This window comes from Moorena sp. SIO1F2 (assembly GCF_010672755.1).
Lineage (GTDB): Bacteria > Cyanobacteriota > Cyanobacteriia > Cyanobacteriales > Coleofasciculaceae > Moorena.
The window spans coordinates 1-21,765 of record NZ_JAAHFV010000006.1 but is presented as its reverse complement, the minus strand read 5'-3'; the positions used below and the strand labels follow the sequence as shown (position 1 = coordinate 21,765).

Sequence of the window (21,765 nt, the reverse complement as noted above, 5' to 3'; positions counted from 1 at the left end):
GATTGTATTAGTCAGCTGATAGCTGATACGCGACACGCTGATAGCTCATAGCTGACCTTTACCCTGAACTTAATCGACTAGTTTACTATGACTCAAACCCCAGATTTTTCAGCGTTTGGTAACTCTATACCACCCCAAAATATTGATGCCGAAGAGTCTATTATCGGAGGCATTTTATTAGACCCAGAAGCCATGGGTCGAATTGGTGATTTCCTGAATCCGAAAGCCTTCTATGTCCGGATTCACCAAACCATTTACGAAGCTGCTTTATTACTTTATAGCCAGGGGAAACCGACGGATTTGATGAGTGTTACTACCTGGCTTTATGACAATGACTTATTAGAGAAAGTTGGGGGTCAAGCTAAGTTAGCTCAGCTAGTTGAACAAACGGTTTCAGCGGTCAATATTGACAGGTTCGCTAAGTTAGTGATGGACAAGTACCTGCGCCGTCAGCTAATCGAAGCCGGTAACGAGATTTTTAAGTTGGGTTATGAGACATCCTTGGAATTGGAAACAGTCCTTGACCAAGCGGAACAGAAAATTTTCAGTCTCACCCAATTGCGTCCTCAGCAAGGTCTAATCCCGATTTCTGAAACCCTAGTCCAGACGTTCCAAGATATAGAAAATCGGAATCAGGGTATTGATTTGCCTGGTATTCCATCAGACTTCTATGATTTGGATGCCCAAATTGGGGGGTTAAGTCCGTCTGACTTAATTATCATTGCTGGTAGACCATCAATGGGAAAAACTAGCTTAGCGTTAGGAATTGCTCGTAACGTAGCTGAAAAAATGCCAGTGGCAATTTTTAGCTTGGAAATGTCAAGAGAACAACTAGTGCAGCGGTTGTTAGCTAGTGAAGCGAAAATTGACAGTAACTTTCTCAGAGCTGGGCGCATTGCTCAAAATCAGTGGGCACCCTTGAGCGAAGCAATCGGTGTGTTATCAGATTTGCCTATTTATATTGATGATACCGCTAACCAGACTGTGATGCAAATGCGATCGCATGCTCGTCGTCTTCAAGCAGCCCAAGGGAGCCCATTGGGGTTAATTTTAATCGATTACTTACAGTTAATGGAAGGCAGTGGTAGTGAAAATCGAGTTCAGGAGTTGTCTCGGATTACTCGCTCTCTTAAAGGATTAGCTCGGGAACTGAAAGTCCCAGTGGTTGCTCTGTCTCAGTTAAGTCGAGCTGTGGAATCTCGCACCAACAAACGACCCATGATGTCGGATTTGAGAGAATCGGGTTCCATTGAGCAGGACTCGGATTTAATCATGATGCTTTATAGAGATTCTTATTATAATCCAGATTCACCAGATGGAGATACGGCAGAAGTCATCATTGTTAAAAATCGTAATGGTCCGACAGGAACGGTGAAACTTATCTTTAAACCTGGGTTAACCAAGTTCCTGAATATGGCCAATCAAAGAGTGTAACCTACCACAACTGATTCTTAGTTTGGATATTGTTATTCATTACAAGTGAACGTTATTTTATCTAAATTTATTTACAATACATAGATTTAATCAAATACTATTTAATCGAATGATTGAGTTCTGCACTTTAGTTTTGTACCCAGGTTTTCTTAATATTTTGTAACAAAAATGCGATGCTATTTCTAGTGTTATTATGTTGACTAAAACTCCCAACTAAACGGGCAAGGGGTCTCCCGTTATAATCTTTGATTTAACGGGAGGGGAATTGCCCGACGGGGTATTTTGGCTTTGAACATAACTTTTCAATTGTTCTATTGTTACTCCCCCACAGGAAGCTACAAAATACGAACCTGTCCAGAAAACCCGTTGATCACCGTAAAACTTCTCCAGGTGTTCTGAAAACTCCTGACGTATCAGACGACTGGTAACGGTTTTGATGTTTGCGATCAGTTTTACAGGTGCCACCTTTGGGTTTAAGTCAACTAGCAAGTGAATATGGTCTGTTTCTCCGTTGAACTCAATCAAATTGCACTCCCATTTCACGCAAGTATCAGCACAAATTTGATTGAGTCTGGTCAATACCTCGTCCGTAATGGTTTTTCGTCTGTATTTAGTCACTAATACAATATGTACAGTAAGTCTATAGACAGACCTATTAGTTTTGGTGTAGTTTCCTTTCATAGTATTACGATAAATGGTACAATGAAATTATGATACTTACATACTGTTACCGAATCAAACCAAGTCAGGAACAGATAGCCATCATGGATAGATGGCTAGAACTGTTGCGCCGTCACTGGAACTATGCTCTAGGGGAAAGGCTTGATTGGCTCAACAGGACTCGTTCATCTGTTGATAGGTGCAGTATCGTTAGTGAACCGATTGGTGAAATTCCTCATCCCGTCAACTACTACACTCAGCAAGCTGCCCTCAAGGAGACTAAGCGGTTATTTCCTGAGTACAAGCAGATCTACGCGCTCGACCCAACAGGTGAATCTACAACGTCTCAACAAAGCCTGGGATAAGTGGCGTAAGCCTGACAAAGGTGGGTTACGTGGCGGTAGCCCCCGTTTCAAGAAATCTGGTCAATTACGATCATTTGTGTTTCCACGGGTAAATAACTCCAAAGCAGGAGCTAAACTGATTGATGGTGTACTGACCTTGAGCCGAATTGGGTCAATCCCTGTGGTGATGCACCGACCAATGCCCGTCGGATTTACTCTCAAGCAATGCACTATTGTCAAAAAAGCTGATGGTTGGTATTGTTGTATTTCGATGAAAGATGATAGCGTCCCTGAATTGTTACCTGTAGATTCGGTCAAGTCTGCCGTCGGAATTGATGTTGGCTTGGAGAAATTTCTGACTACATCTGATGGAGAGGCAGTACCTATTCCACATTTTTACAGGAAGGCTCAGGACAAGCTTGCTCAGGCTCAAAAAATAATGTCGCGCCGCGTCAAGGGTTCCAAGAACTGGAGAAAAGCCAAGCAGAAAGTAGCTTTGTTACACCTTCACTTAACCCGTTGTCGGAAGGAATTTCATTATCAAGTTGCTCATTGGCTGTGTAGTAAATACGACCTAATTGCTCACGAAAATTTAAACATCAAAGGACTCGCAAGAACTAAACTAGCTAAATCAATACATGATGCAGCCTGGGGCGCATTCCTGGAGATATTACAAGCAGTAGCGGTAAGACGCGGTTTGTTAGTCCAGGAAGTCAACCCAAGGGGAACAAGTATTGAGTGTTCTAATTGTGGCTCATTAGTTGAAAAAAGTTTAAGTAATCGCGTTCATCACTGTTCCAGTTGTAACGTCAAAATTGACAGGGACTGGAACAGTGGCATCAACATTTTAAATCGTGGATTATTGGCGGTTGGACTGCCGCTCAATGGCTGTGGTAAATTGGCACAAGATGCCGTGGAGCAGCAAGTCTCATTTGTAAATCTGAGAAGCCCACATCATAATCTTTGATTTGATGTGGGAGTAGTCACTCAGCGAGAATTCACCAACTGGGAGAAAGTATTCAGCTCATCGCTGAATTAGCTAATTTATTGCTAATGTATTAGTTAATTTTCAACAATTCCACATCAAAAATTAACGTAGCATTAGGCGGAATTACCCCACCCGCGCCACGGGCACCATAACCCAATTCTGGGGGAATGATCAGCTGACGACGACCACCAACCTTCATAGAACCAACCCCTTCATCCCAGCCTTTAATCACTTGTCCTATACCGATTTTGAAGGAAAAAGGACTATTGCGATCGCGAGAACTATCGAACTTGCTGCCATCTTCCAGGGTACCAGTGTAGTGAACCACTACCGTCTGTCCCGTCTCAGGCATTGCTCCCTCACCCTCAACTATGTCAATGTACTTCAAGCCCGACGGTGTTGTAACCGCCTGATCCAAATTGCTTCCGCTTTCTGAACTAGAATCCATAGCTAGATCTTGTTTATCATTAACATCTGGGTTAGCACTGTTAGCTGTTGTCACTACTTCCAGCTGAGTGTTGGTAATTTCTCCAGCAGTGGTAGATTTTTTACCCATACCCACTTGAGCCACAACCAACAGCAACCCAAAGGCTACTATAACGCCTATGCTGATCAGAATTTGTTTCAAAATCTGTTCTCCTAATTGATTATCAACGCCAGAGCTTATTTTCTAAATCCCGCACCTGACGCTCCAGACGGTCAATACGACCTCGCAATTCATCCATTTCTGATTGGCGAGGAACCCCTAAATCCTGCAACATATTGCGCAACTGCCGTTCCATGTTGCTCTCAAAGTTACCCTGCTCTGACTTGATCTGATTCATCAGATCATCTACAAAAGCGGTAGCTTGGTCGGAGTTAATTTTACCATCTTTAACCCATTCATCACTTACCTCTCGCAGTTTTTCGGCAACCATTGAGGTTGTGCCAACCCCAACCAACAATAACTGCTTGAGCCAGTCGTTATTATCCATAATTGTTATCCTGTTATCCTGTTATCCTGTCACTCGGCACTTTATGGGGCTGGGATCAGCTAGGCTTTCCTATGATTGGAGAAGTTTCATTGATTCCCAGCCTACAGTTCTATTCTGTGACATCTTTCCTAGAACAGGAGAAGAGGGAGAACAGTCGGAGGAGAACGGAAGAGGTGCAAGAAGGTTATATATAAAGCAACCTAAATATAAAGCAAGCTAGTGACATACTCCCACACTGACTCGTTGAGTTCAGTGTGGGCTTCTTGCCAACTCCACCTATCGGTATCGGCTTTCGCCGACGCTGCGCGAACGGATACTCGGCAAGCTTTATTAACGATACGGTCAGAAGTTACCGCAAGAAGAGTGGAGCCTTTATGGTTAGCAGGCTATGCATAAAAGGGTTAAAACTTTATGATTAAGGCGACCCTCTGATAAGGTTTCGTCTCCGGGATGCCCCTCCGCACGCCTTACAATACAGAAAAGTTCGATTTTAAAGCACGTAGGTGGCGGTTAGCTCTTAATTTGTCTTCCCTACTACTTTCATTATAGACGATCTCAAAACGATGAATCGCGGTCTTAGCTAAAACGCTCTGGTGAATCAGTGGTGATGGTGATGATGGTGCTGTGATGCCTGCACAGCTGCCAACTGGGGATTGACAGATAGAGCATTTTCTGATAATAGTACCTCAATTTGAGGATTAGCCCACTCCGCTGCCATCTGTAAAAATTCTGGATGATCATTAACACAAGGCATCTCTACGTAGGTAACCTCTGAGTTACGACGTTTTAGAGCGTGAACAATGTGATGCACATCTAACAGGGTTTCGTGATTCTCTGTGGCAAAGCCAATAGGCATAAACACAATCGCCTTAGCCCCTAAGTTAATCAGGTTCTGGGCTGCTAATTCCGTGTGAGGCTGAGTCCACTTAATTAAGGGAGTTTGGTGGTTAAGCCAGCCCACAGAGATTAGGGGATACTTATACATCAACTGTTCCCTTACTGCCTCATACAATGCCTGACTTTCGTCAATCCCAGAGACAAATCCTTTAGCTTCGTGGGGACAGCCATGGTTCATCAGGACAATGCCAATTTGGGAGGGCAGATAGGCTTGAGCTAAATCGGTAGTAATTTTCTCTTCCACCAATCGAGCAGTTAGATTAATGTACTCTGGTTCGTTATAGAAAGACGGGATGTAACGCAATCCCTGAATCCAGTGTTGATCTCCATCCTCTAATTTCCCTAGGGCTTTATTGACTTGTTCCACCGCAATACCGCTAGTAAAGATGGAATCCACCACTAGCAGGGGATAGATCAGCAGTTTTTGGAAACCTTGCGCCTTAATTTCACTGAGGACTTGTTCTGGCAGAAAGGGAGCGCAGAAGTTAAAGGCTTTGAATACCTTCACCTGATCGCCCCATTTAGCTTGCAGTTGTTTTTCAATACCTGCCCGTTGCTGTTCAAAAATCTTGTTGTGGGGTGAAATAAAGTTGTCATGCTGGTGCCCCCACTCGTGGAAGTCAAACATTGCCAATATTTTGGCTAAGGGTGGATAGATCCAGTTGGGGACTGGGGCAAATTTGGCAGTGAGCAAGTTTAAGGCTTGTTCGTTGTAGTTGGCGAAGTCTTCATAGCTTTCGACTTCTCCATAACCCATGAGTAAAACCGCAACTCGCTCGTGACCATGGGTTGGGGAAGGTTTGACTGATTGAGATTTTTCTGGAGTGGCAACCACTTGGTATTCCTGCTGGCTAAAGGTCGATTGCTGGGGTATCCCTGCCTTGTCTTGGGTGCAGAATGTACCCCTGGCATTTATTAGGCTAACATCCCCCATAGGGGGATATAGGAGGTAGCACAATACCCTGGAAAGTTCGGTAAAGATACTAATAACAAAATCTCGATTAGGTTATAATAGGATTTCTGGTCTTAATTAAATCTTATTAAATGAGCTGATCAGTCCGAGATTAGCCCCCTAGCCTCTACCAAACGCGCAAGCTTTGCCCCTTGGTTGAAGGTTGAGGTGGTATTTTTTGACGGAAAGCTCAGGTCAGGTTTTGTCTAATAACTTATAATGGACATAAATTGGGTTAAATTTATGTCTATTTGATAACCAAAGCCGAAAATGCCCTTGGTTATTGACAGTAGACCCAAAACCTGATTGGAATAGAGCAATTAAAATCAGATCAGATTCAGATCAGAAACTTGGCGGTGAGGCATCCCGTCAAGAGTAAAGCTTGTCGAGTACCCGAATGCGGATCGGTTTCCGTAAGGAAATAGCGATAGCTGGGGTTGGCGAGAAGCCCACACCTACCCCCTTACCCCAACAGGTGTGGGAGATGTCACAAGTAGGACAACGCAATGTCGGTGTAAGCAGCACAATGCTGACGTGCTTGTACATCAACAGGAGGCATAGTCATTAAAACCAAATCAAACTAGGACAAACAACGCACATGCTCAGTCAGAAAACAAAAACTACAGATATAGGATTCACTCACGAAGATTTTGCTGCCCTTCTGGATAAGTATGATTATCATTTTAACCCAGGGGATATAGTTCCGGGTACGGTATTCAGTCTAGAGCCGAGGGGCGCTCTGATTGACATTGGTGCGAAAACCGCAGCCTATATTCCGATTCAGGAAATGTCAATAAATCGAGTTGATAATCCTGATGAGGTTTTACAATCCAACGAAACACGGGAATTTTTCATCCTGACCGATGAAAATGAAGATGGACAGTTGACTCTCTCTATCCGTCGCATTGAGTATATGCGAGCGTGGGAGCGAGTGCGCCAACTACAAGCAGAGGATGCTACGGTGCGTTCTCTGGTATTCGCCACTAACCGTGGTGGAGCGTTGGTACGTATTGAAGGGTTGCGCGGTTTTATTCCTGGTTCTCATATTAGCACTCGGGCAGCCAAGGAAGATTTGGTGGCCCAAGAACTGCCCCTAAAATTTCTGGAGGTAGATGAAGACCGTAATCGTTTGGTACTATCCCACCGTCGTGCTCTAGTCGAGCGCAAGATGAACCGCCTAGAAGTCGGAGAGGTGGTGATTGGCTCAGTACGAGGCATCAAACCTTACGGTGCATTCATTGATATTGGCGGGGTCAGCGGATTGCTGCACATTTCGGAAATTTCCCATGATCATATCGATACGCCTCATAGTGTGTTTAATGTCAATGATGAACTAAAAGTGATGATCATTGACTTGGATGCTGACCGAGGTCGGATTTCTCTGTCAACAAAGCAATTAGAGCCAGAACCGGGAGATATGATTAACAACCGGGAAGTGGTCTTCGAGAAGGCAGAAGAAATGGCTCAGAAGTACCGGGAGAAGATGCTAGCACAAAAGCAAGGTATAACTCCAGAAAGTATGACTCCACAAGAGTCCCCAGAGCCACAAGAGTCCCCAGAGCCTGTTCAGGCTCAAGAGCCCCAAGAGGCTGTTCAGGCTCAAGAGCCCCAAGAGGCTGTTCAGGCTCAAGAGCCCCAAGAGGCTGTTCAGGCTCAAGAGTCCCAAGAGCCCCAAGAGCCCCAAGAGTCCCAAGAGTCCCCAGAGCCTGTTCAGGCTCAAGAGTCCCAAGAGCCTGTTCAGGCTCAAGAGTCCCAAGAGCCTGTTCAGGCTCAAGAGTCCCAAGAGCCTGTTCAGGCTCAAGAGTCCCAAGAGCCCCAAGAGTCCCAAGAGTCCCCAGAGCCTCAAGAAGACGCAGTGCCAGAGGGAGAGTTTGTAGCAGCTGCCATCGACGAGTAACAACCAGGTGCAGCCACAAGAATTAGCCGTTAGCTGAGGCTAATGGCTAATCTGTATTGATGGCCCTGTTCCGGAACAAGAGCAAAGAAATTGGCAGGTGCGAATCTTGATCAACTAGCTAGTAGAATGAAGTTGATTAAAATAAACAACGGCATAAACCCTTGGTAAGCATTCGTTGTGGGAAGGTGACTTTCCCCAATATTGAAGCAGTCATATTTGATAAAGACGGTACCTTAGAGGATTCACAAGTTTATTTAAGAGAACTAGCCTATAAGCGATCGCGTTTAATTGATGCCCAAATCCCTGGTATTGGAGAACCCCTCCTGATGGCCTTTGGTGTCCAAGATGACACCCTTGACCCTACCGGGTTAATGGCAGTAGGTAGCCGTCGGGAAAATGAAATTGCTGCTGCTGCTTATATTGCTGAGACTGGTCGGGGATGGTTAGAGTCATTGGCAATCGCTGGTAGTGCCTTTGTTGAAGCCGAGAAGTACTTGCAAGATGCGGCTGGAACTTCCCCAATGTTTGCCGGTAGCCTGGAAGTCCTTAAATTCCTCTCGGAAGCTGGTTTAAAGCTGGGTATTCTATCGGCAGACTCTACGGCTGGCGTACAAGCCTTTGTCCATCGACACCAGCTAGACCCCTATATCCAATTACAGCAGGGTGTGGATTCTGAAATCAGTAAGCCTGATCCCAGGTTGTTCCTACAAGCGTGCCAATCTTTAGGGGTAAAACCTGCTTCGGCCCTAATGGTAGGAGATTCAGCAGGTGATATTGAGATGGCAAAAGGTGCTGGTGCAGCGGGTTGCATTGGTATTTGCTGGGGAAAGCCAGAAGCTGCCCATTTAGAGGGAGCTGATATAGCGATCGCGAGCCTGGATGACATTAAAATTATTTAAAAACATATTGGTACTTATTAATTGAATTCCTTATGTTCGGTTGTTCGCCAAAGGCGAACAACCTGCTAACCTGCTAACCTGCTAACCTGCTAACCTTCAACCTGCTCACCTGATCGAGTGATTATTTCAATCCTGGTAAGTCCAAATTTGCCACGACTTTTGTAATCGCATCCCGACTGGCTTCGGCACCAAACCCCCAAGCCAGGAGGACGCCATAGTCACCCCAGAGGTTAGCGCCAAAGGTGGATTTATAGGTGTATAGCTCAATGAAGCCACTACCAGCAAGCAGGACAATTGCGATCGCATAACTGATCGCAGAGAAAATCCAAAGGCGAATCTTTGCTAGTCTTGGCTCTTGGATAACTATGCGTGGTGTCTCGATCCCTGGTGCTCTCTGCAATAATTCAGGTTGGGTGATGAGAAAGCCTAACTTAGTGGAGTTAGGTGGTATTTGTTTGACTAGTAGAGTGATCGCTTTTTCGATTTGACCATTCAACTCCTGAGCAGCTTTTTTATCGGTAGGTTCGAGATTATTCAACTTACTGCGCAAATTCTTTTGCTGACGTTGCCAACTCTGTAACTCTTGTGTTGATATTGTGGTTTCCACCAGCAGGTTGTCCAAGTCCCTGAGTTTAGCATCCAGTTGCAGGTATTTATTAATCTGTTTTGCACAGTCATCTAACTGCTCATACAAGTCTTGAGGATTTTGGTCAGGTGCCTCTCGGATTGCCAGTTGCAAATTACGGCGTACTGACTGTAGATAAGGGGGGTCAAGATCAGGAGTGGTGGGTATTTTTTCTTCCAGGGTTTGAGAATAGTTCAGGAGTGCTAGCCAGTCTTCACGACCTTTGCGCCATTTCAGCCACACTGACTCTGCTTGGGTAATTGCCTGATTACCATCGTTCCAACGTTCCCCCTGCAAAGCCATCTCGACATCTAGCAGATGGGCTTCAATTCGGGTCTTGAAGGGATTTGGTATTGAGTTGAATTGATCGACTAGTGATGTTTCAGCTAACTGGGGGTCACTGCGCAGTTGGGTACGCAATTGACCAACCCGCACCAGAATTTTGTCCCGTAGTTTCCCTCGATTACGGTAGCTGGACACAGCTATGCTCAATATAACCCCAATGGATATGACTGCCAGAGGTATGGGGAAGGGGTCTTTGATTCGGACTGTTAATGGTACGCTTAGTTCAGTTTCTGAGAACTTGATCAGGAATTCACCACTAAATTCTCCACTTTTGGGGGCATCATCTAATTGAAACTGGATCGGGAGAGATAGTAGACTATTGGCCTCAATCTCTTCGACTGGTAAAGTAGGCTGAATCAATTTAGCGGGGAAAATTTCTTGGCCATCCTGAGTATTCAAGTCTAGGGAGATGATTTGTAAATCCTTGACGGCGTTAGTCGTGCGCAAGAGTAAGCTGCGGCTTGTGCTAGAACCCCTGGTACCTGCTACAGTCATACTTTTAGGGGTGATGGTGAGATCAGCTTGGGCAAGGGCTGGTGGGGCCGATAGGAGTATTAAAATTGGGAGTATTAAAGCAATTAGAGGGCGTTTAGCCCAGTAATGGTGTTTAATCATACCTGTCTTAGTCAAGTGTGACCTCCGATTGTTGATTTGGTACTAAAGCTTAATATAGACCCAGAATTGAGAGTAAAATTGGTGATGGTACCTGACAAAAGGCAATAAGCAATAGGTAACAGGCATGCTAGCAATAGGCAACAGGCAACAGACAACAGGGGAGAGGGGATTTAATGATTAATCATTAATGATTAATCAATTATATAGCGTTAATTATAATAATCAGATAGATTCAATACCTTGTAAGCCTGCTGGAGACCCCCAATACCGCACTACCTAACGACTCCCGACTCCCGTTCCCCTCCTGGGAGGGGTTAGGGGTGGGTTCCGACTCCCGACTCCCGACTCCCTAAAACTCAAGACGAAAGTCCCTTACCCGATTGATAACTGCTACAATAGTAAGGTTGTGTTCTGCGATATTGGAATTGATTGAGCGCTACACCCTACCCGAGATGGGGGAATTGTGGACGGATACCTACAAGCTCAAAACCTGGCTTCAGGTGGAAATAGCTGTTTGTGAAGCACAAGCGGAACTGGGTAAGATTCCTAGTGAAGCTGTAGAGGAAATTAAGGCAAAGGCGAATTTTGACCTGAAGCGGGTGCAAGAGATTGAGCGAGAAGTCCGCCATGACATGATTGCCTTTCTGACTAATGTGAATGAGTATGTAGGGGATGTGGGACGCTACATTCACTTAGGCTTGACTAGTTCCGATGTTTTAGACACTGCCTTGGCACTGCAACTGGTTGCTAGTCTAAATCTTATTCTCGAACAGATCGAGAAGCTTGCTCAAGCGATTCGCTACCAGGCACAACAACATCGCTACACGGTAATGATTGGTCGTTCTCACGGAATTCATGCTGAACCAATTACCTTTGGTTTTAAGCTGGCCGGTTGGTTAGCAGAAGTTTGCCGCCATCGCGATCGCTTAGTGGCTCTGCGTCAAAACATATCTGTGGGCAAGATTTCTGGTGCTGTGGGAACCTATGCCAATATTGACCCTCAAGTGGAAGCGATCGCATGTCGAAACCTGTCACTGCAACCTGATACTGCCTCAACCCAAATTATTTCCCGCGATCGCCATGGTGAGTTTGTCCAACAGTTAGCTCTGTTAGGGGCAACCATTGAACGGTTTGCTGTGGAAATTCGCAATCTCCAAAAAACTGATGTCTTAGAAGTAGAAGAATTCTTTTCTAAAGGACAGAAAGGTTCTTCTGCTATGCCACACAAACGTAATCCAATTCGTTCTGAACGGCTAAGCGGGATGGCACGAATTCTGCGGAGTCATGCGGTGGCTGCTTTAGAAAATGTTGCCCTATGGCATGAGCGGGATATTTCTCATTCCTCTGTAGAACGAGTGATTCTGCCAGATGTGTGTATTTTAACTCACTTCATGTTAGTGGAAATCACAGATTTAGTGAAACACTTGTTGGTTTATCCAGAAAACATGAAGCGGAATATGAATGTTTATGGCGGTGTAGTGTTTAGCCAAAAGGTGTTGTTAGCCTTAGTAGAAAAGGGGATGAATCGGGAAGATGCCTACAGTATTGTTCAGTCTTGTGCCCATCAAGCCTGGAATAAACCTGAGGGAAACTTCTACAATTTAATTACTAAGGATCCTCAAGTTACTAGTAACCTAACGCCTTCAGAAATAGAGGAATGTTTTAATCCCCAGCAGCATTTGAAACATTTGGACGAGGTTTATCAACGGTTGGGAATCTAGCTCGCTTTCAGCGGTTTTCAATTCGGTCAGGTACAACTCTCTGGGTTTTAGGGAGTAGGGAGCAGGGAGTAGGGAGTAGGGAGTAGGCAGGGCGTTGCTTAATAATGGAATGATTTTAATAGTTTTGTGGAATGGGCATCAGGCGTGGAACTGGCATCTTGCCAGTTTCATGCTTATTTTCGGGCGGGCAGGATGCCCATTCTACTCCTATTCATTGCTTGATTCAGCAACGCCTATTTTTTTCCTTTTTCCCTGTTCCCTGTTCCCTACTCCCTGCTCCCTACTCCCTACTCCCTTTTCCGATCAATCCTATGTTCACCTATCAAATACAAACGCTATAGAATAGTAAGTATACCTAAATCATTTCCTAAGATGAGGTTGTCATGACCCAGAGCTTAGAGCGAAAAGGTCTAACTATTTCGTTACCGGATCATACTCAACTACCTGAATCCAATGGCGAATTTGTGAAGAACTTCCATGAGCATCCCCAAAGCATTATTTTAACTGATTCTATTGAACCGGTTCTCCAGAAAATTCATCCCGACAAACAATACGCTATTGGTCAAGACTCAGGTATCTATTGGCGGATTACAGAACCTTTAGAAAGAGGAGCAGAAGCTCCGGATTGGTTTTATGTACCGGGAGTACCTCCTTTGCTAGATGGTAAACTTCGTCGTTCCTATGTACTTTGGCAAGAACACCTAGCACCTCTGATTGCTCTGGAATTTGCGAGTGGTAATGGAGACGAGGAAAGGGATTCTACTCCTTTATCTGCTACTGGAGAAGAAAAAACTAAACCAGGTAAATTCTGGGTTTATGAACAAATTATTCGCATTCCCTACTACGGCATCTATATCTTTGATACTGGGGAGTTAGAGGTCTATCATCTAGTTAATGGTAAATATCACCAGATGAAGACTAATGAAAGGGGACATTATCCTATTGAACAGTTAGGGGTAGAATTAGGTGTATGGGAAGGCTCATATCAGAATCTTAATCAGAATCACTTGTGGCTAAGGTGGTGGGATACGGAAGGTAATCTACTGCTGATGGGCAGTGAACGAGCTGAGCAAGAAAAACAACGGGCTGAACAAGAAAAACAACGGGCTGAGCAAGAAAAACAACGAGCTGAACAAGCTGAACGTTCACAACGAGAGGCTATTCCTAAGCTATTGGCAATGGGACTAACTGTGGAGCAAGTCAGTTCAGCGTTAGGCTTATCTATTGAGGAAGTAGAGAATTTAGAATGAAGAATGAAGAATTTAGAATGAAGAATTAAGAATTAAGTTCGTAGGGTGCGTTAGGGACGGGATCGCACTCATTTTCCGCCTCGTCGTCACCGTTGGAAAAGCCCGTTCCGTAACGCACCACCGGGTCAAACTACTTTTAGGTGCTACACCTAACCGAATTTTACTTATCCGTTAACTGGTTCAACCAATTGGTCAAATCCACTTCGGTTTCAAAATCTAATAACGCTTCTCCTAAATCTTCCAACTGGGAAAAGGATAACTGCTCAATCTGATTTTGTAATTGGGGATTTATTTCACCGAGGCGACGGTTAAGTAGACGGATAATTAACTTAACTTCATTGTGCTTTCCCTGTTCTAATCCTTGACGAATAATTCGTTGATAAACTACTGACTCTTGCATCATATCCTCCCGAAAATAAGCTTGAATTAAATTAAGAATTAAGAATTAAGAATTAAGAATTAAGAATGCATAATTTAGAACTTATAGCAACTGAAGTATAGTTGATAACAGAGGATTTTGCTTGAAAGGGAGCAGGGAGTAGGGAGCAGAAATATGTCTTAAGCTTTACTTCGACTGCTATACATTCTTAATTCTACATTCTTAATTCTACATTCTTAATTATTTTATTCTGTTCCCTGTTCCCTTTTTAGATCGCGCAAACTTTCTAGATTCTTACGAAAGGTTACAGTGTTAGGATGATTTGACCCTAACGTCTGTTCTGCAATCTCCAAAGCCTGTTGATAGAGGGGTTCGGCCTGATCATAGCGCCCCATTGACTCGTAGAGATTTGCCAGGCCGTTGAGACTGTTGGCCACCGAGGGATGGTGGTGACCCAGCCGCTGCTTTTTCATCTCCAAAGCCTGTTGATAGTGGGCTTCGGCCTTATCATAGCGCCCCATTGAGTTGTAGAGAAATGCCAGGTTGTTGAGACTGGTGGCCACCGAGGGATGGTGGTGACCCAGCCGCTGCTTTTTGATATCCAAAGCCTGTTGATAGAGGGGTTCGGCCTGGTCATAGCGCCCCATTAACTCGTAGAGTCCAGCCAGGTTGTTGAGACTGGTGGCCACGGAGGGATGGTGGTGACCCAGCAGCTGCTTATACATCTCCAAAGCCTGTTGATAGAGGGGTTCGGCCTGGTCATAGCGCCCCATTGACCAGTAGAGTCCAGCCAGGTTGTTGAGACTTTGGGCCACATCGGGATGGTGGTGACCCAGCTGCTGCTTATACAGCTCCAAAGCCTGTTGATAGAGGGGTTCGGCCTCATCATAGCGCCCCATTGAGGAGTAGAGATTTGCCAGGTTGTTGAGAGTGATGGCCACCGAGGGATGGTCTTGACCTAGCAGCTGCTTTATCATCTCCAAAGCCTGTTGAAAGAGGGTTTCGGCCTGGTCATAGCGCCCCATTGACCAGTAGAGTCCAGCCAGGTTGTTGAGACTTTGGGCCACATCGGGATGGTGGTGACCCAGCTGCTGCTTATACAGCTCCAAAGCCTGTTGATAGAGGGGTTCGGCCTGGTCATAGCGCCCCATTGACTTGTAGAGTGAACCCAGGTTGTTGAGACTGGTGGCTACATGGGGATGGTGGTGACCCAGCTGCTGCTTTAACAGGTCCAAAGCCTGTTGAAAGAGGGGTTCGGCCTGGTCATAGCGCCCCATTGAGTTGTAGAGTAATGCCAGGTTGTTGAGACTGGTGGCCACATCGAGATGGTGGTGACCCAGCTGCTGCTTATACAGCTCCAAAGCCTGTTGATAGAGGGGTTCGGCCTGGTCATAGTGCCCCTGATTATAGTAGAGTAATGCCAGGTTGTTGAGACTGCGGGCCACATCGGGATGGTTCTCACCCAAGCGGCTTCTAGTTATCTCTAAACATTGCTTCCACCACAGTTCAGCCTGGTCATAGGTACCTTGACCGTAATAGAATAGTCCTAAGCCAGCAAAAGACGAGATTAAATCTTCATCCCTCAGCCAGTCAGTTAGCACTGTGGCAGTTTCAACTAAATGAGGAATGGCGGGGTTAACTGCTGCAATGATTTCCAGAGTTGGTCTATCAGGAATTTCTTTTGCCTTAGCCACCATTGTTTTACACAAGCTTTCCTTGTAAGCATCGGCCTCTGGTAATTGAGCGAGCTTGGTCAGGAAAAATTCTCGAATTAATTGATGGAGTCGATAGGTTTGCTGTTCGGTCAGTTGCAACAGATTACGATTGACCAAAAAGCGATTGGCCGTAGGCCACGCTTCGCGAACGCGTAAATCTTCCAATTCTTCTTGTTCTTCTTCCCATTCCTCCTCATCTTCCGTTTCGATAACACAAGACTCTACCAGTGACCACTCAAAAGGAGCTTGAGCAAACAGACTCAAACGGCATCCCAACTGCTGGGCTTCTGGACAATCTTCCAAATCTTCCCAGGATAACTCAAAGGCTGCTGCTACACCCAACTGGGCTGTGATCTCCCCTTCTTCTGTTTGATAAAGTAATGCCTTTGCTGCTAATTTCTTTTTCTCTAAACGTTTCTGAACTTTAGCAATGGTTAAGGTCGGATGTATATCTAAATATCGTCCGACTAACTCCAAACCCAAAGGCAAATAACCCAACCATTCACATAACGCTTGTGCTTCTGTTAGTTCTTGCTCAATGCGCTCTTTTCCAACAAGGGATTCCAATAATTCCAATGCTGCTTCTGGCAAAAGTACATCCAAGTCAATCCGTCGGTAAGAAGCCCCTGGACGCTGACGGCTGGTGACCAGTACTTTGAAGCGGGATTGGGCTGGAGGTAAGTAGGGCTGAATTCTCTGTTTGTAGTCGTTGCTGAAAGAAGGCACATCATCCAGCACGATCAAAGCTGTTCCTTCTCGCCAATGCCCCCAGCAGTATTCTACTTGTTGGTTGAACTCTAGTTCTTCTGGAATGGTTAATCCTAATTTAGTACGGGCAAAATTCACAACTTGAGTCCCGAGATCCAACCCTCGCACTTGGAACCAGCACAACCCACCAGGGTAATTATCCTGATTTTTCAGAGCATATTGTAGAGCTAACTCAGTTTTGCCCACACCGCCCATTCCGGCAATGGCACAAATCACTAATTGATCGGTCTGTTGAAGTTCCTGATGGAGCTGCTCAAGTTGAGGGTCCCTACCGACAAAGTGGGGAGTGCCTCGATTGATAATATTACTGGGGGGATTTAATTTTTTTTTTTCTTGCCCTTGCAATCGGGTGGTTTGGTCGTTCGCGCAACAATTTCACCGCTACCGGTTCCGTCCCTTCCTCTCCTCTGGGGAGTGTAAAGCTAGTATCGCGATCGATGTGCCATCCGCTGCCCTGTTTTTTCTCTGCTTTACGGGGGTAAATGCTGAGGGAGGCGGTGTTCCCTTCGATCTTCAATTCACATAGTGAATAACCATGGAGCCGTTCCTTTTTTTCTTTCCCCCACCCTTCAATGCCGAACAGGGAGCAGCCTTGCAGTGTGCTTCGAGGATTAGCACCACCTTCTGCCAAGCTGCTCAAGTTAGACTGGTGCATGTGTCCGAACATATGTAAAGCGAATCGTTCCGGCGAGCTATAAATCTCCCCTTTTAGCTGCTCTTGGGCTTCTTCGGTTAGCCAATCCTGGGGGTGGTGGGTAAGTAGCAAACAGGCATCGTGGTCTTGTGCCCAAGACGGCCCATGGTCATGACTTTTATTACATGCCTGATTGAACTGGCGCATATGTAGAGCCAGCTTACCTTCTCTACCGTTCATCAGTTGCAGAAACGCGCTATTGAGTCCTAAAATTCCGAGTTTGAACCCATCCTTCTCAATTGTTGCTGAAAAATCTCCTGGCAGTATGCCTTCTGAATAGATGTCGGGCTTAGGTACGGTCGTATTTTGCCACCATTGAAGATAATTATCGAAAGCCTTGTCTACAAGTTGTCGCTCAGGACATTTGCTGTTATCCCAAAATGCCTGTTGGAATTCATGATCGTCCCACCGATCCTGGAGATTAATCAATACGGAGTCAGACTGATCTGGTCGAACCAGGTCGTGGTTGCCAGGTACAGCCAGAAACTTTGGCTCACATTCCATCTCGCCAAACTTTTTCCAGAACTTATCTAAGAGTTTGTCTAGCTGTTGGAATTCCGATTCACTGCCGCGCTGAGTGAGATCCCCAGTAAACATTACCAAATCGATTGGGCCTACCGTTTCATCAAGGTACTCTAAATCCTTAAAGAAAATTTCCTCAACATTTGGCCAGAGAGTTTTTGAGCCTTTCATACCCATGTGAAGGTCTGTCAGATGTAACCACCTAAGGATCACCTCCGTGTGATCATACATTTTGACCAAGCTAGCTGAATCACTCACCGATTAGCCTCCAGTTAACTATATAGCATTAACCAGTAGATGCTTGAAACCCAATCTCGATTTAGTCTAACACAGGAAAATCTAGGGAATAGGGAGTAGGGAGTAGGGAGTAGGGAGTCGGGAGAAAATTTATCAAAATTCATTTTATATACCTATCACAATTTATCTGATATCTTTCATTTTTTTTAGTTACTGTTACCGATGATATCAGTAAAGTTAATCCAAGAAAAAATGCCATTCTCTGAAAGAGATGCTACGGTATTGACCGAAGGTCACGCTACGCGATCGCTAACATTTTTATTCTATTCCCGATTCCCGATTCCTGATTCCCGATTCCCGATTCCCGATTCCCGATTTCCGATTCCCAATTCCCAATTCCCAATTCCCAATTCCCAATTCTCAATTCTTAATTCTACATTCTTAATTCTACATTCTACATTCTTAATTCCCTTTCCGTACATTTTACTTCAATACCCCCTCAAAAAAAAATTATAAAAACCCTTGACAACTAAAATTATAATCGTTATTATTATAGTTATAAATCTCAAACACGAGTTTAATTATGACTGAAGACTTTGTGCCAAACGAAAACAACAATCCTGAAGAGACTACTCCCGATAATACTCCTCAGGAACCTTCCCCAAAAAAATTCCCAGTTAAGCACATTTTGAAGGGGTCACGTAAGGCAATACTCAATACCATGTATGCCCTTTATGGACTGCGTTACGCGGAAATCTCGGAGTGGAGCCCCCTTCAGCCCACTGGCATCCCAGGGGAATTCATCACAATGATGACGAAGTATTTAATTATCGGTTAAACTAATCGACAGGGGGTTTTACCCCCCTGGCAAAAAAATCAGGTCTGATGTCAGCCATCAGCAGTCAGCGGTCAGCGGTCAGCGGTCAGCGGTCAGCCCTTGGCCTTTGGGTAATAGCTAATAGCTGAATGCTTACGGTCTAATCATATCGGATTATGTTGTCTGGTTTGGTTTACAAAGTTGAGTCATAAAGATAATTTATAGCCGTGGAAAGTATTTCTGCGGCTATTTTTTTAGTGATTAATTCTTGGTGGGCAGTGCATACCTAGGCAAACCCCAAGCTAGATCAATCGGTCTGGTTCACTGCCCACCCTACATTCTGAATTATAAATTCTACATTCTAAATTCTTAATTCAAATAGGTACTGTCAAAACAAATCCAGGGAGTACCTCTTCTCCAGATAAACTAACTGGAAATCCGACTATTTCTACTGGTTGATTGGGACGGTATATTTCTACTTGCTGATTCTGAGGGTTAATTAACCAACCTAGTTGTAAGCCACTGTTGAGGTATTCTTGCATCTTATCTTGTAGAGGTTTAAGGGCGTCTGTCCGTGAACGCAATTCAATCACAAAATCAGGGCAAATCGGGGGAAACTTTTGCTGTTGTTCTGGGGTGAGGGCTTGCCAACGGTCTAACATTACCCAAGCTGCATCAGGGGATCTATCTCCGCCGTTAGGTAGTTTAAACATGGTGGAAGAACTGAAAACTTTTCCCATGTTAGTTTGACGGTTCCAAATGGTTAGTTCAGTAATCAAATCTGCTTCTTGATTTCCACTAATTCCTCCTACTGGTGGCATGATAATTAATTCTCCCGTAGCAGTGCGCTCTATCTGGAACTCTGGATTTACTTGACAAAGGTGATCAAATTGCTGATCGGTTAAGTTGACATTTTCTAAGTTAAGGGTCACAAACATCATTAACCTCCGAGTTGGTGTTCAAATAATCTTGTATCCAATTGCAACCATAGATTAGTAACTGATCTAAATCGAGGACTTGATCTAAATCCCATATAATAACAGTGTTGTCTCCACTGGCGGAGGCGAGCATCTCACCATTGGGGCTGAAAACTACGGCTAAGACGCCATCGCTATGTCCTTTAAGGGTAGTTAAAAGGGTTCCATCCCGCTTCCAGAGTTTGACGGTTTTGTCATAACTAGCGCTAGCAATTCTGTTACCGTCAGGGCTAAACACTACTGCTAATACTCCTGCTTGATGACCGTTGAGGGTAGTAATCAAGGTTCCATCCCGCTTCCAGAGTTTAATGGTTTTGTCCCAACTCGCGGACGCAATGGTTTCACCGTCGGGACTGATGGCAACGCTGTAAACCCGGTCATGGTGTCCTTTGAGGGTAGTAATCAAGGTTCCGTCTGGCTGCCAAAGCTTGACAGTTTTATCCCAACTGGCGGAAGCAATTAGAGTCCCGTCTTTCTTGATGCAGTCGCTCATGGGGGAAACCCCCAAGACCGCGCTGCATCGCTTGCTGAAGGCTACTCCATCAATGCGATCGCTATGGCCGTTGAGAGTATTAATTAAGGTACCGTCCCGTTTCCAGAGCTTAATGGTTTTATCGGCACTAGCGGAAGCCATCATCTCACCGTCGGAGCTGAAGACTACTGCTAAAACGGCGCTGCTATGATTTGTTAAGGTTTTTAGCAAGCTACCGTTTCTGTGCCAGAGTTTGATGGTGTTATCGGCACTAGCCGAAGCAATCATCTTACCATCGGGGCTAATGGCTATTCCTTAAACTCTAGCGCTATGGCCATTCATGGTTCTTTGTAGGCTACCGTCTGTATTCCACAGTTTCACGGTCTGATCCCAACTCGCCGATGCAATGGTTTTTCCGTCTGGGCTAATGGCCACTCCCCAAACTAAATCACTATGCCCCCTGAGCCTGGTGAGGATGATGCCATCGGGTTTCCAGAGCCTAACCGTTCCATCCCAACTCGCCGATGCAATAGTTTTTCCGTCTGGGCTGATGGCCACACCGTACACTAAATCTTGATGCCCTCGTAGGGTAGTGAGTAATGTGCCTTCCCAACTCCACTGGTTAACGGTTCCGTCCCAACTCGCGGACGCAATGGTTTTACCATCTGGGCTGATGGCAACGTTGTAAACGCGATCGCTATGGCCCTGAAGAGTATTGAGTAAAGTGCCATCAGCATGCCAGAGTTTAACGGTTTTATCCCCTGACGCGGACGCAATGGTTTTACCATCTGGGCTGATGGCAACGTTGTAAACGCGGTCATTATGCCCCTGAAACGTCCTTAGTAATGTCCCATTATAGCCCCAAAGTTTAACAGTTTTGTCCCCTGACGCTGACGCAATGGTTTTACCTTCTGGGCTAATAGCCACTCCCTAAACAATAGCGCTATTGTTTGTCAGGGGAGTAATAGTTTCACTACCAATTCGAGTCATATCAATAGAAGCGCAGCTAAAACCAGCCTGTTGCAGTCGATACTTGATGCGTAAGCGCAAGCTAGACTTACCCATCTGTCGGGAGTTGAACACATAACAAAATTCACCCCTAATTAAAGCGTTATAAAGTTCAGCATCAGCTCGACGCTCTACATAACTAGGGGCATCTAATTTTAAACTACCACCGACTTGATATTCGTAGGTATGCCCCGATTCCCGACGGCGTTATCAGCGACCCGGACGACATCTACCCGGCGCTGCGCAACATCTTCACCGTCGACGGCACCTGGTACTGCCCGCCGAAGGACTTCTCGACCCTCGGGCTCATCTACGATCCGGGCGTCCTCGAGGCCGCCGGCGTCGAAGTGCCGACCAACTGGGAAGAGCTGGCCGCGGCGGCCGAGGCCCTGACCACCGACGAGCAGGTCGGTCTCAGCCTCAACCCCGAGTTTGCTCGGGCCGGTGCGTTCCTGTTCCAGGCCGGCTCCGGCATCCTCAACGACGCCGGTGACGAGGTCATCCTCAACAACGGCGGCGGGGCCGAGGCCCTGCAGCTGCTGGCCGACATGTTCACCGCCGGCCACGCCGCCACA

19 protein-coding genes and 3 pseudogenes are annotated in these 21,765 nt (G+C 45.5%); 10 read left to right on the top strand and 12 right to left on the bottom strand.

Annotation, left to right across the window (positions count from 1 at the left end; all coding sequences use genetic code 11):
- Positions 1 to 87 precede the first annotated feature (87 nt).
- The gene (gene dnaB / locus F6J94_RS01800) at positions 88 to 1,434 is read left to right on the top strand and encodes a replicative DNA helicase (protein ID WP_293036298.1); all 1,347 of its coding nucleotides are present in this window, start codon (positions 88 to 90) and stop codon (positions 1,432 to 1,434) included.
- A 213-nt stretch (positions 1,435 to 1,647) separates the two neighbouring features.
- On the opposite strand, the gene tnpA is transcribed toward dnaB, so the two are convergent.
- A complete protein-coding gene (gene tnpA, locus F6J94_RS01795) occupies positions 1,648 to 2,115 on the bottom strand; it encodes an IS200/IS605 family transposase (protein ID WP_293036295.1) in 468 nt (155 codons plus the stop codon).
- Positions 2,116 to 2,144: 29 nt separating this feature from the next.
- On the opposite strand from tnpA, the pseudogene F6J94_RS01790 reads away from it, so the two are divergent.
- Positions 2,145 to 3,405, top strand: a pseudogene (locus F6J94_RS01790) (RNA-guided endonuclease InsQ/TnpB family protein).
- A 91-nt stretch (positions 3,406 to 3,496) separates the two neighbouring features.
- Here the strand turns inward: F6J94_RS01790 and F6J94_RS01785 are convergent.
- The 3 genes from F6J94_RS01785 to F6J94_RS01775 all read right to left on the bottom strand — a co-directional run bounded on the left by F6J94_RS01785 (position 3,497) and on the right by F6J94_RS01775 (position 6,132).
- Positions 3,497 to 4,054, bottom strand: a complete 558-nt coding sequence (locus F6J94_RS01785) for an FKBP-type peptidyl-prolyl cis-trans isomerase (protein WP_293017867.1) — start codon at positions 4,052 to 4,054, stop codon at positions 3,497 to 3,499.
- A 22-nt stretch (positions 4,055 to 4,076) separates the two neighbouring features.
- The gene (locus tag F6J94_RS01780) at positions 4,077 to 4,400 is read right to left on the bottom strand and encodes a phasin family protein (RefSeq protein ID WP_008180024.1); all 324 of its coding nucleotides are present in this window, start codon (positions 4,398 to 4,400) and stop codon (positions 4,077 to 4,079) included.
- A gap of 598 nt (positions 4,401 to 4,998) precedes the next feature.
- Positions 4,999 to 6,132: a ferrochelatase gene (locus F6J94_RS01775; RefSeq protein WP_293036337.1), complete on the bottom strand. Its 1,134-nt coding sequence runs from the start codon at positions 6,130 to 6,132 to the stop codon at positions 4,999 to 5,001.
- A gap of 715 nt (positions 6,133 to 6,847) precedes the next feature.
- Here F6J94_RS01775 and F6J94_RS01770 point away from each other — a divergent pair.
- Together F6J94_RS01770 and F6J94_RS01765 are read left to right on the top strand one after the other, a co-directional pair.
- On the top strand, positions 6,848 to 8,146 hold the full coding sequence (locus F6J94_RS01770) for a S1 RNA-binding domain-containing protein (protein WP_293036293.1): 1,299 nt from the start codon (positions 6,848 to 6,850) through the stop codon (positions 8,144 to 8,146).
- Between the two features lie 161 nt (positions 8,147 to 8,307).
- Entirely contained in the window at positions 8,308 to 9,045 is a 738-nt protein-coding gene (locus F6J94_RS01765; protein ID WP_293017872.1) for an HAD family hydrolase, read from the top strand.
- A 121-nt stretch (positions 9,046 to 9,166) separates the two neighbouring features.
- Here F6J94_RS01765 and F6J94_RS01760 read toward each other — a convergent pair whose 3' ends face one another.
- The gene (locus F6J94_RS01760; protein ID WP_293036291.1) at positions 9,167 to 10,645 is read right to left on the bottom strand and encodes a hypothetical protein; all 1,479 of its coding nucleotides are present in this window, start codon (positions 10,643 to 10,645) and stop codon (positions 9,167 to 9,169) included.
- Between the two features lie 410 nt (positions 10,646 to 11,055).
- Between F6J94_RS01760 and purB the strand changes: the two genes are divergently transcribed.
- The 3 genes from purB (at position 11,056) to F6J94_RS01745 (ending at position 13,601) form a co-directional block, all read left to right on the top strand.
- Positions 11,056 to 12,351: an adenylosuccinate lyase gene (gene purB, locus F6J94_RS01755; RefSeq protein WP_293036334.1), complete on the top strand. Its 1,296-nt coding sequence runs from the start codon at positions 11,056 to 11,058 to the stop codon at positions 12,349 to 12,351.
- 109 nt (positions 12,352 to 12,460) lie between these two features.
- Positions 12,461 to 12,697, top strand: a complete 237-nt coding sequence (locus F6J94_RS01750) for a hypothetical protein (protein ID WP_293036288.1) — start codon at positions 12,461 to 12,463, stop codon at positions 12,695 to 12,697.
- A gap of 37 nt (positions 12,698 to 12,734) precedes the next feature.
- Positions 12,735 to 13,601 (top strand): Uma2 family endonuclease, encoded by an 867-nt coding sequence (locus F6J94_RS01745; protein ID WP_293036285.1) that lies wholly within the window; start codon positions 12,735 to 12,737, stop codon positions 13,599 to 13,601.
- A gap of 160 nt (positions 13,602 to 13,761) precedes the next feature.
- Here the strand turns inward: F6J94_RS01745 and F6J94_RS01740 are convergent, their stop codons facing one another.
- From F6J94_RS01740 to F6J94_RS01725, 4 genes are all read right to left on the bottom strand, one after another.
- Entirely contained in the window at positions 13,762 to 14,004 is a 243-nt protein-coding gene (locus F6J94_RS01740; RefSeq protein ID WP_293036282.1) for a DUF4351 domain-containing protein, read from the bottom strand.
- A gap of 221 nt (positions 14,005 to 14,225) precedes the next feature.
- Entirely contained in the window at positions 14,226 to 16,808 is a 2,583-nt protein-coding gene (locus F6J94_RS01735; protein WP_293036279.1) for a tetratricopeptide repeat protein, read from the bottom strand.
- Complete coding sequence (locus F6J94_RS01730) at positions 16,768 to 17,937, bottom strand: metallophosphoesterase (protein WP_293036274.1); 1,170 nt, start codon at positions 17,935 to 17,937, stop codon at positions 16,768 to 16,770. The genes F6J94_RS01735 and F6J94_RS01730 overlap by 41 nt, the downstream gene beginning before the upstream one ends.
- 14 nt (positions 17,938 to 17,951) lie before the next feature.
- Positions 17,952 to 18,080, bottom strand: a complete 129-nt coding sequence (locus tag F6J94_RS01725) for a hypothetical protein (protein WP_293036271.1) — start codon at positions 18,078 to 18,080, stop codon at positions 17,952 to 17,954.
- Positions 18,081 to 18,168: 88 nt separating this feature from the next.
- Here F6J94_RS01725 and F6J94_RS01720 point away from each other — a divergent pair, with 88 nt between their 5' ends.
- The gene (locus F6J94_RS01720) at positions 18,169 to 18,432 is read left to right on the top strand and encodes a hypothetical protein (RefSeq protein WP_293036268.1); all 264 of its coding nucleotides are present in this window, start codon (positions 18,169 to 18,171) and stop codon (positions 18,430 to 18,432) included.
- A 67-nt stretch (positions 18,433 to 18,499) separates the two neighbouring features.
- On the top strand, positions 18,500 to 18,754 hold the full coding sequence (locus tag F6J94_RS01715) for a hypothetical protein (RefSeq protein WP_293036265.1): 255 nt from the start codon (positions 18,500 to 18,502) through the stop codon (positions 18,752 to 18,754).
- Between the two features lie 353 nt (positions 18,755 to 19,107).
- On the opposite strand, the gene F6J94_RS01710 is transcribed toward F6J94_RS01715, so the two are convergent.
- The 3 genes and pseudogenes from F6J94_RS01710 to F6J94_RS01695 form a co-directional block, all read right to left on the bottom strand.
- Positions 19,108 to 19,674 carry a Uma2 family endonuclease gene (locus tag F6J94_RS01710; protein WP_293036262.1) on the bottom strand — a complete coding sequence of 189 codons (567 nt, stop codon included), beginning with the start codon at positions 19,672 to 19,674 and terminating at the stop codon, positions 19,108 to 19,110.
- Positions 19,655 to 21,109: pseudogene (locus F6J94_RS34095) on the bottom strand (WD40 repeat domain-containing protein). Before F6J94_RS34095 ends, F6J94_RS01710 begins: the two are co-directional and overlap by 20 nt.
- 3 nt (positions 21,110 to 21,112) lie before the next feature.
- A pseudogene (locus tag F6J94_RS01695) lies at positions 21,113 to 21,343 on the bottom strand (hypothetical protein); the annotation flags it as partial.
- Here F6J94_RS01695 and F6J94_RS01690 point away from each other — a divergent pair.
- On the top strand, positions 21,343 to 21,765 hold a 423-nt coding region (locus tag F6J94_RS01690; protein ID WP_367142146.1), incomplete at its 3' end, for an extracellular solute-binding protein. The pseudogene F6J94_RS01695 and the gene F6J94_RS01690 sit on opposite strands and share 1 nt — an antisense overlap.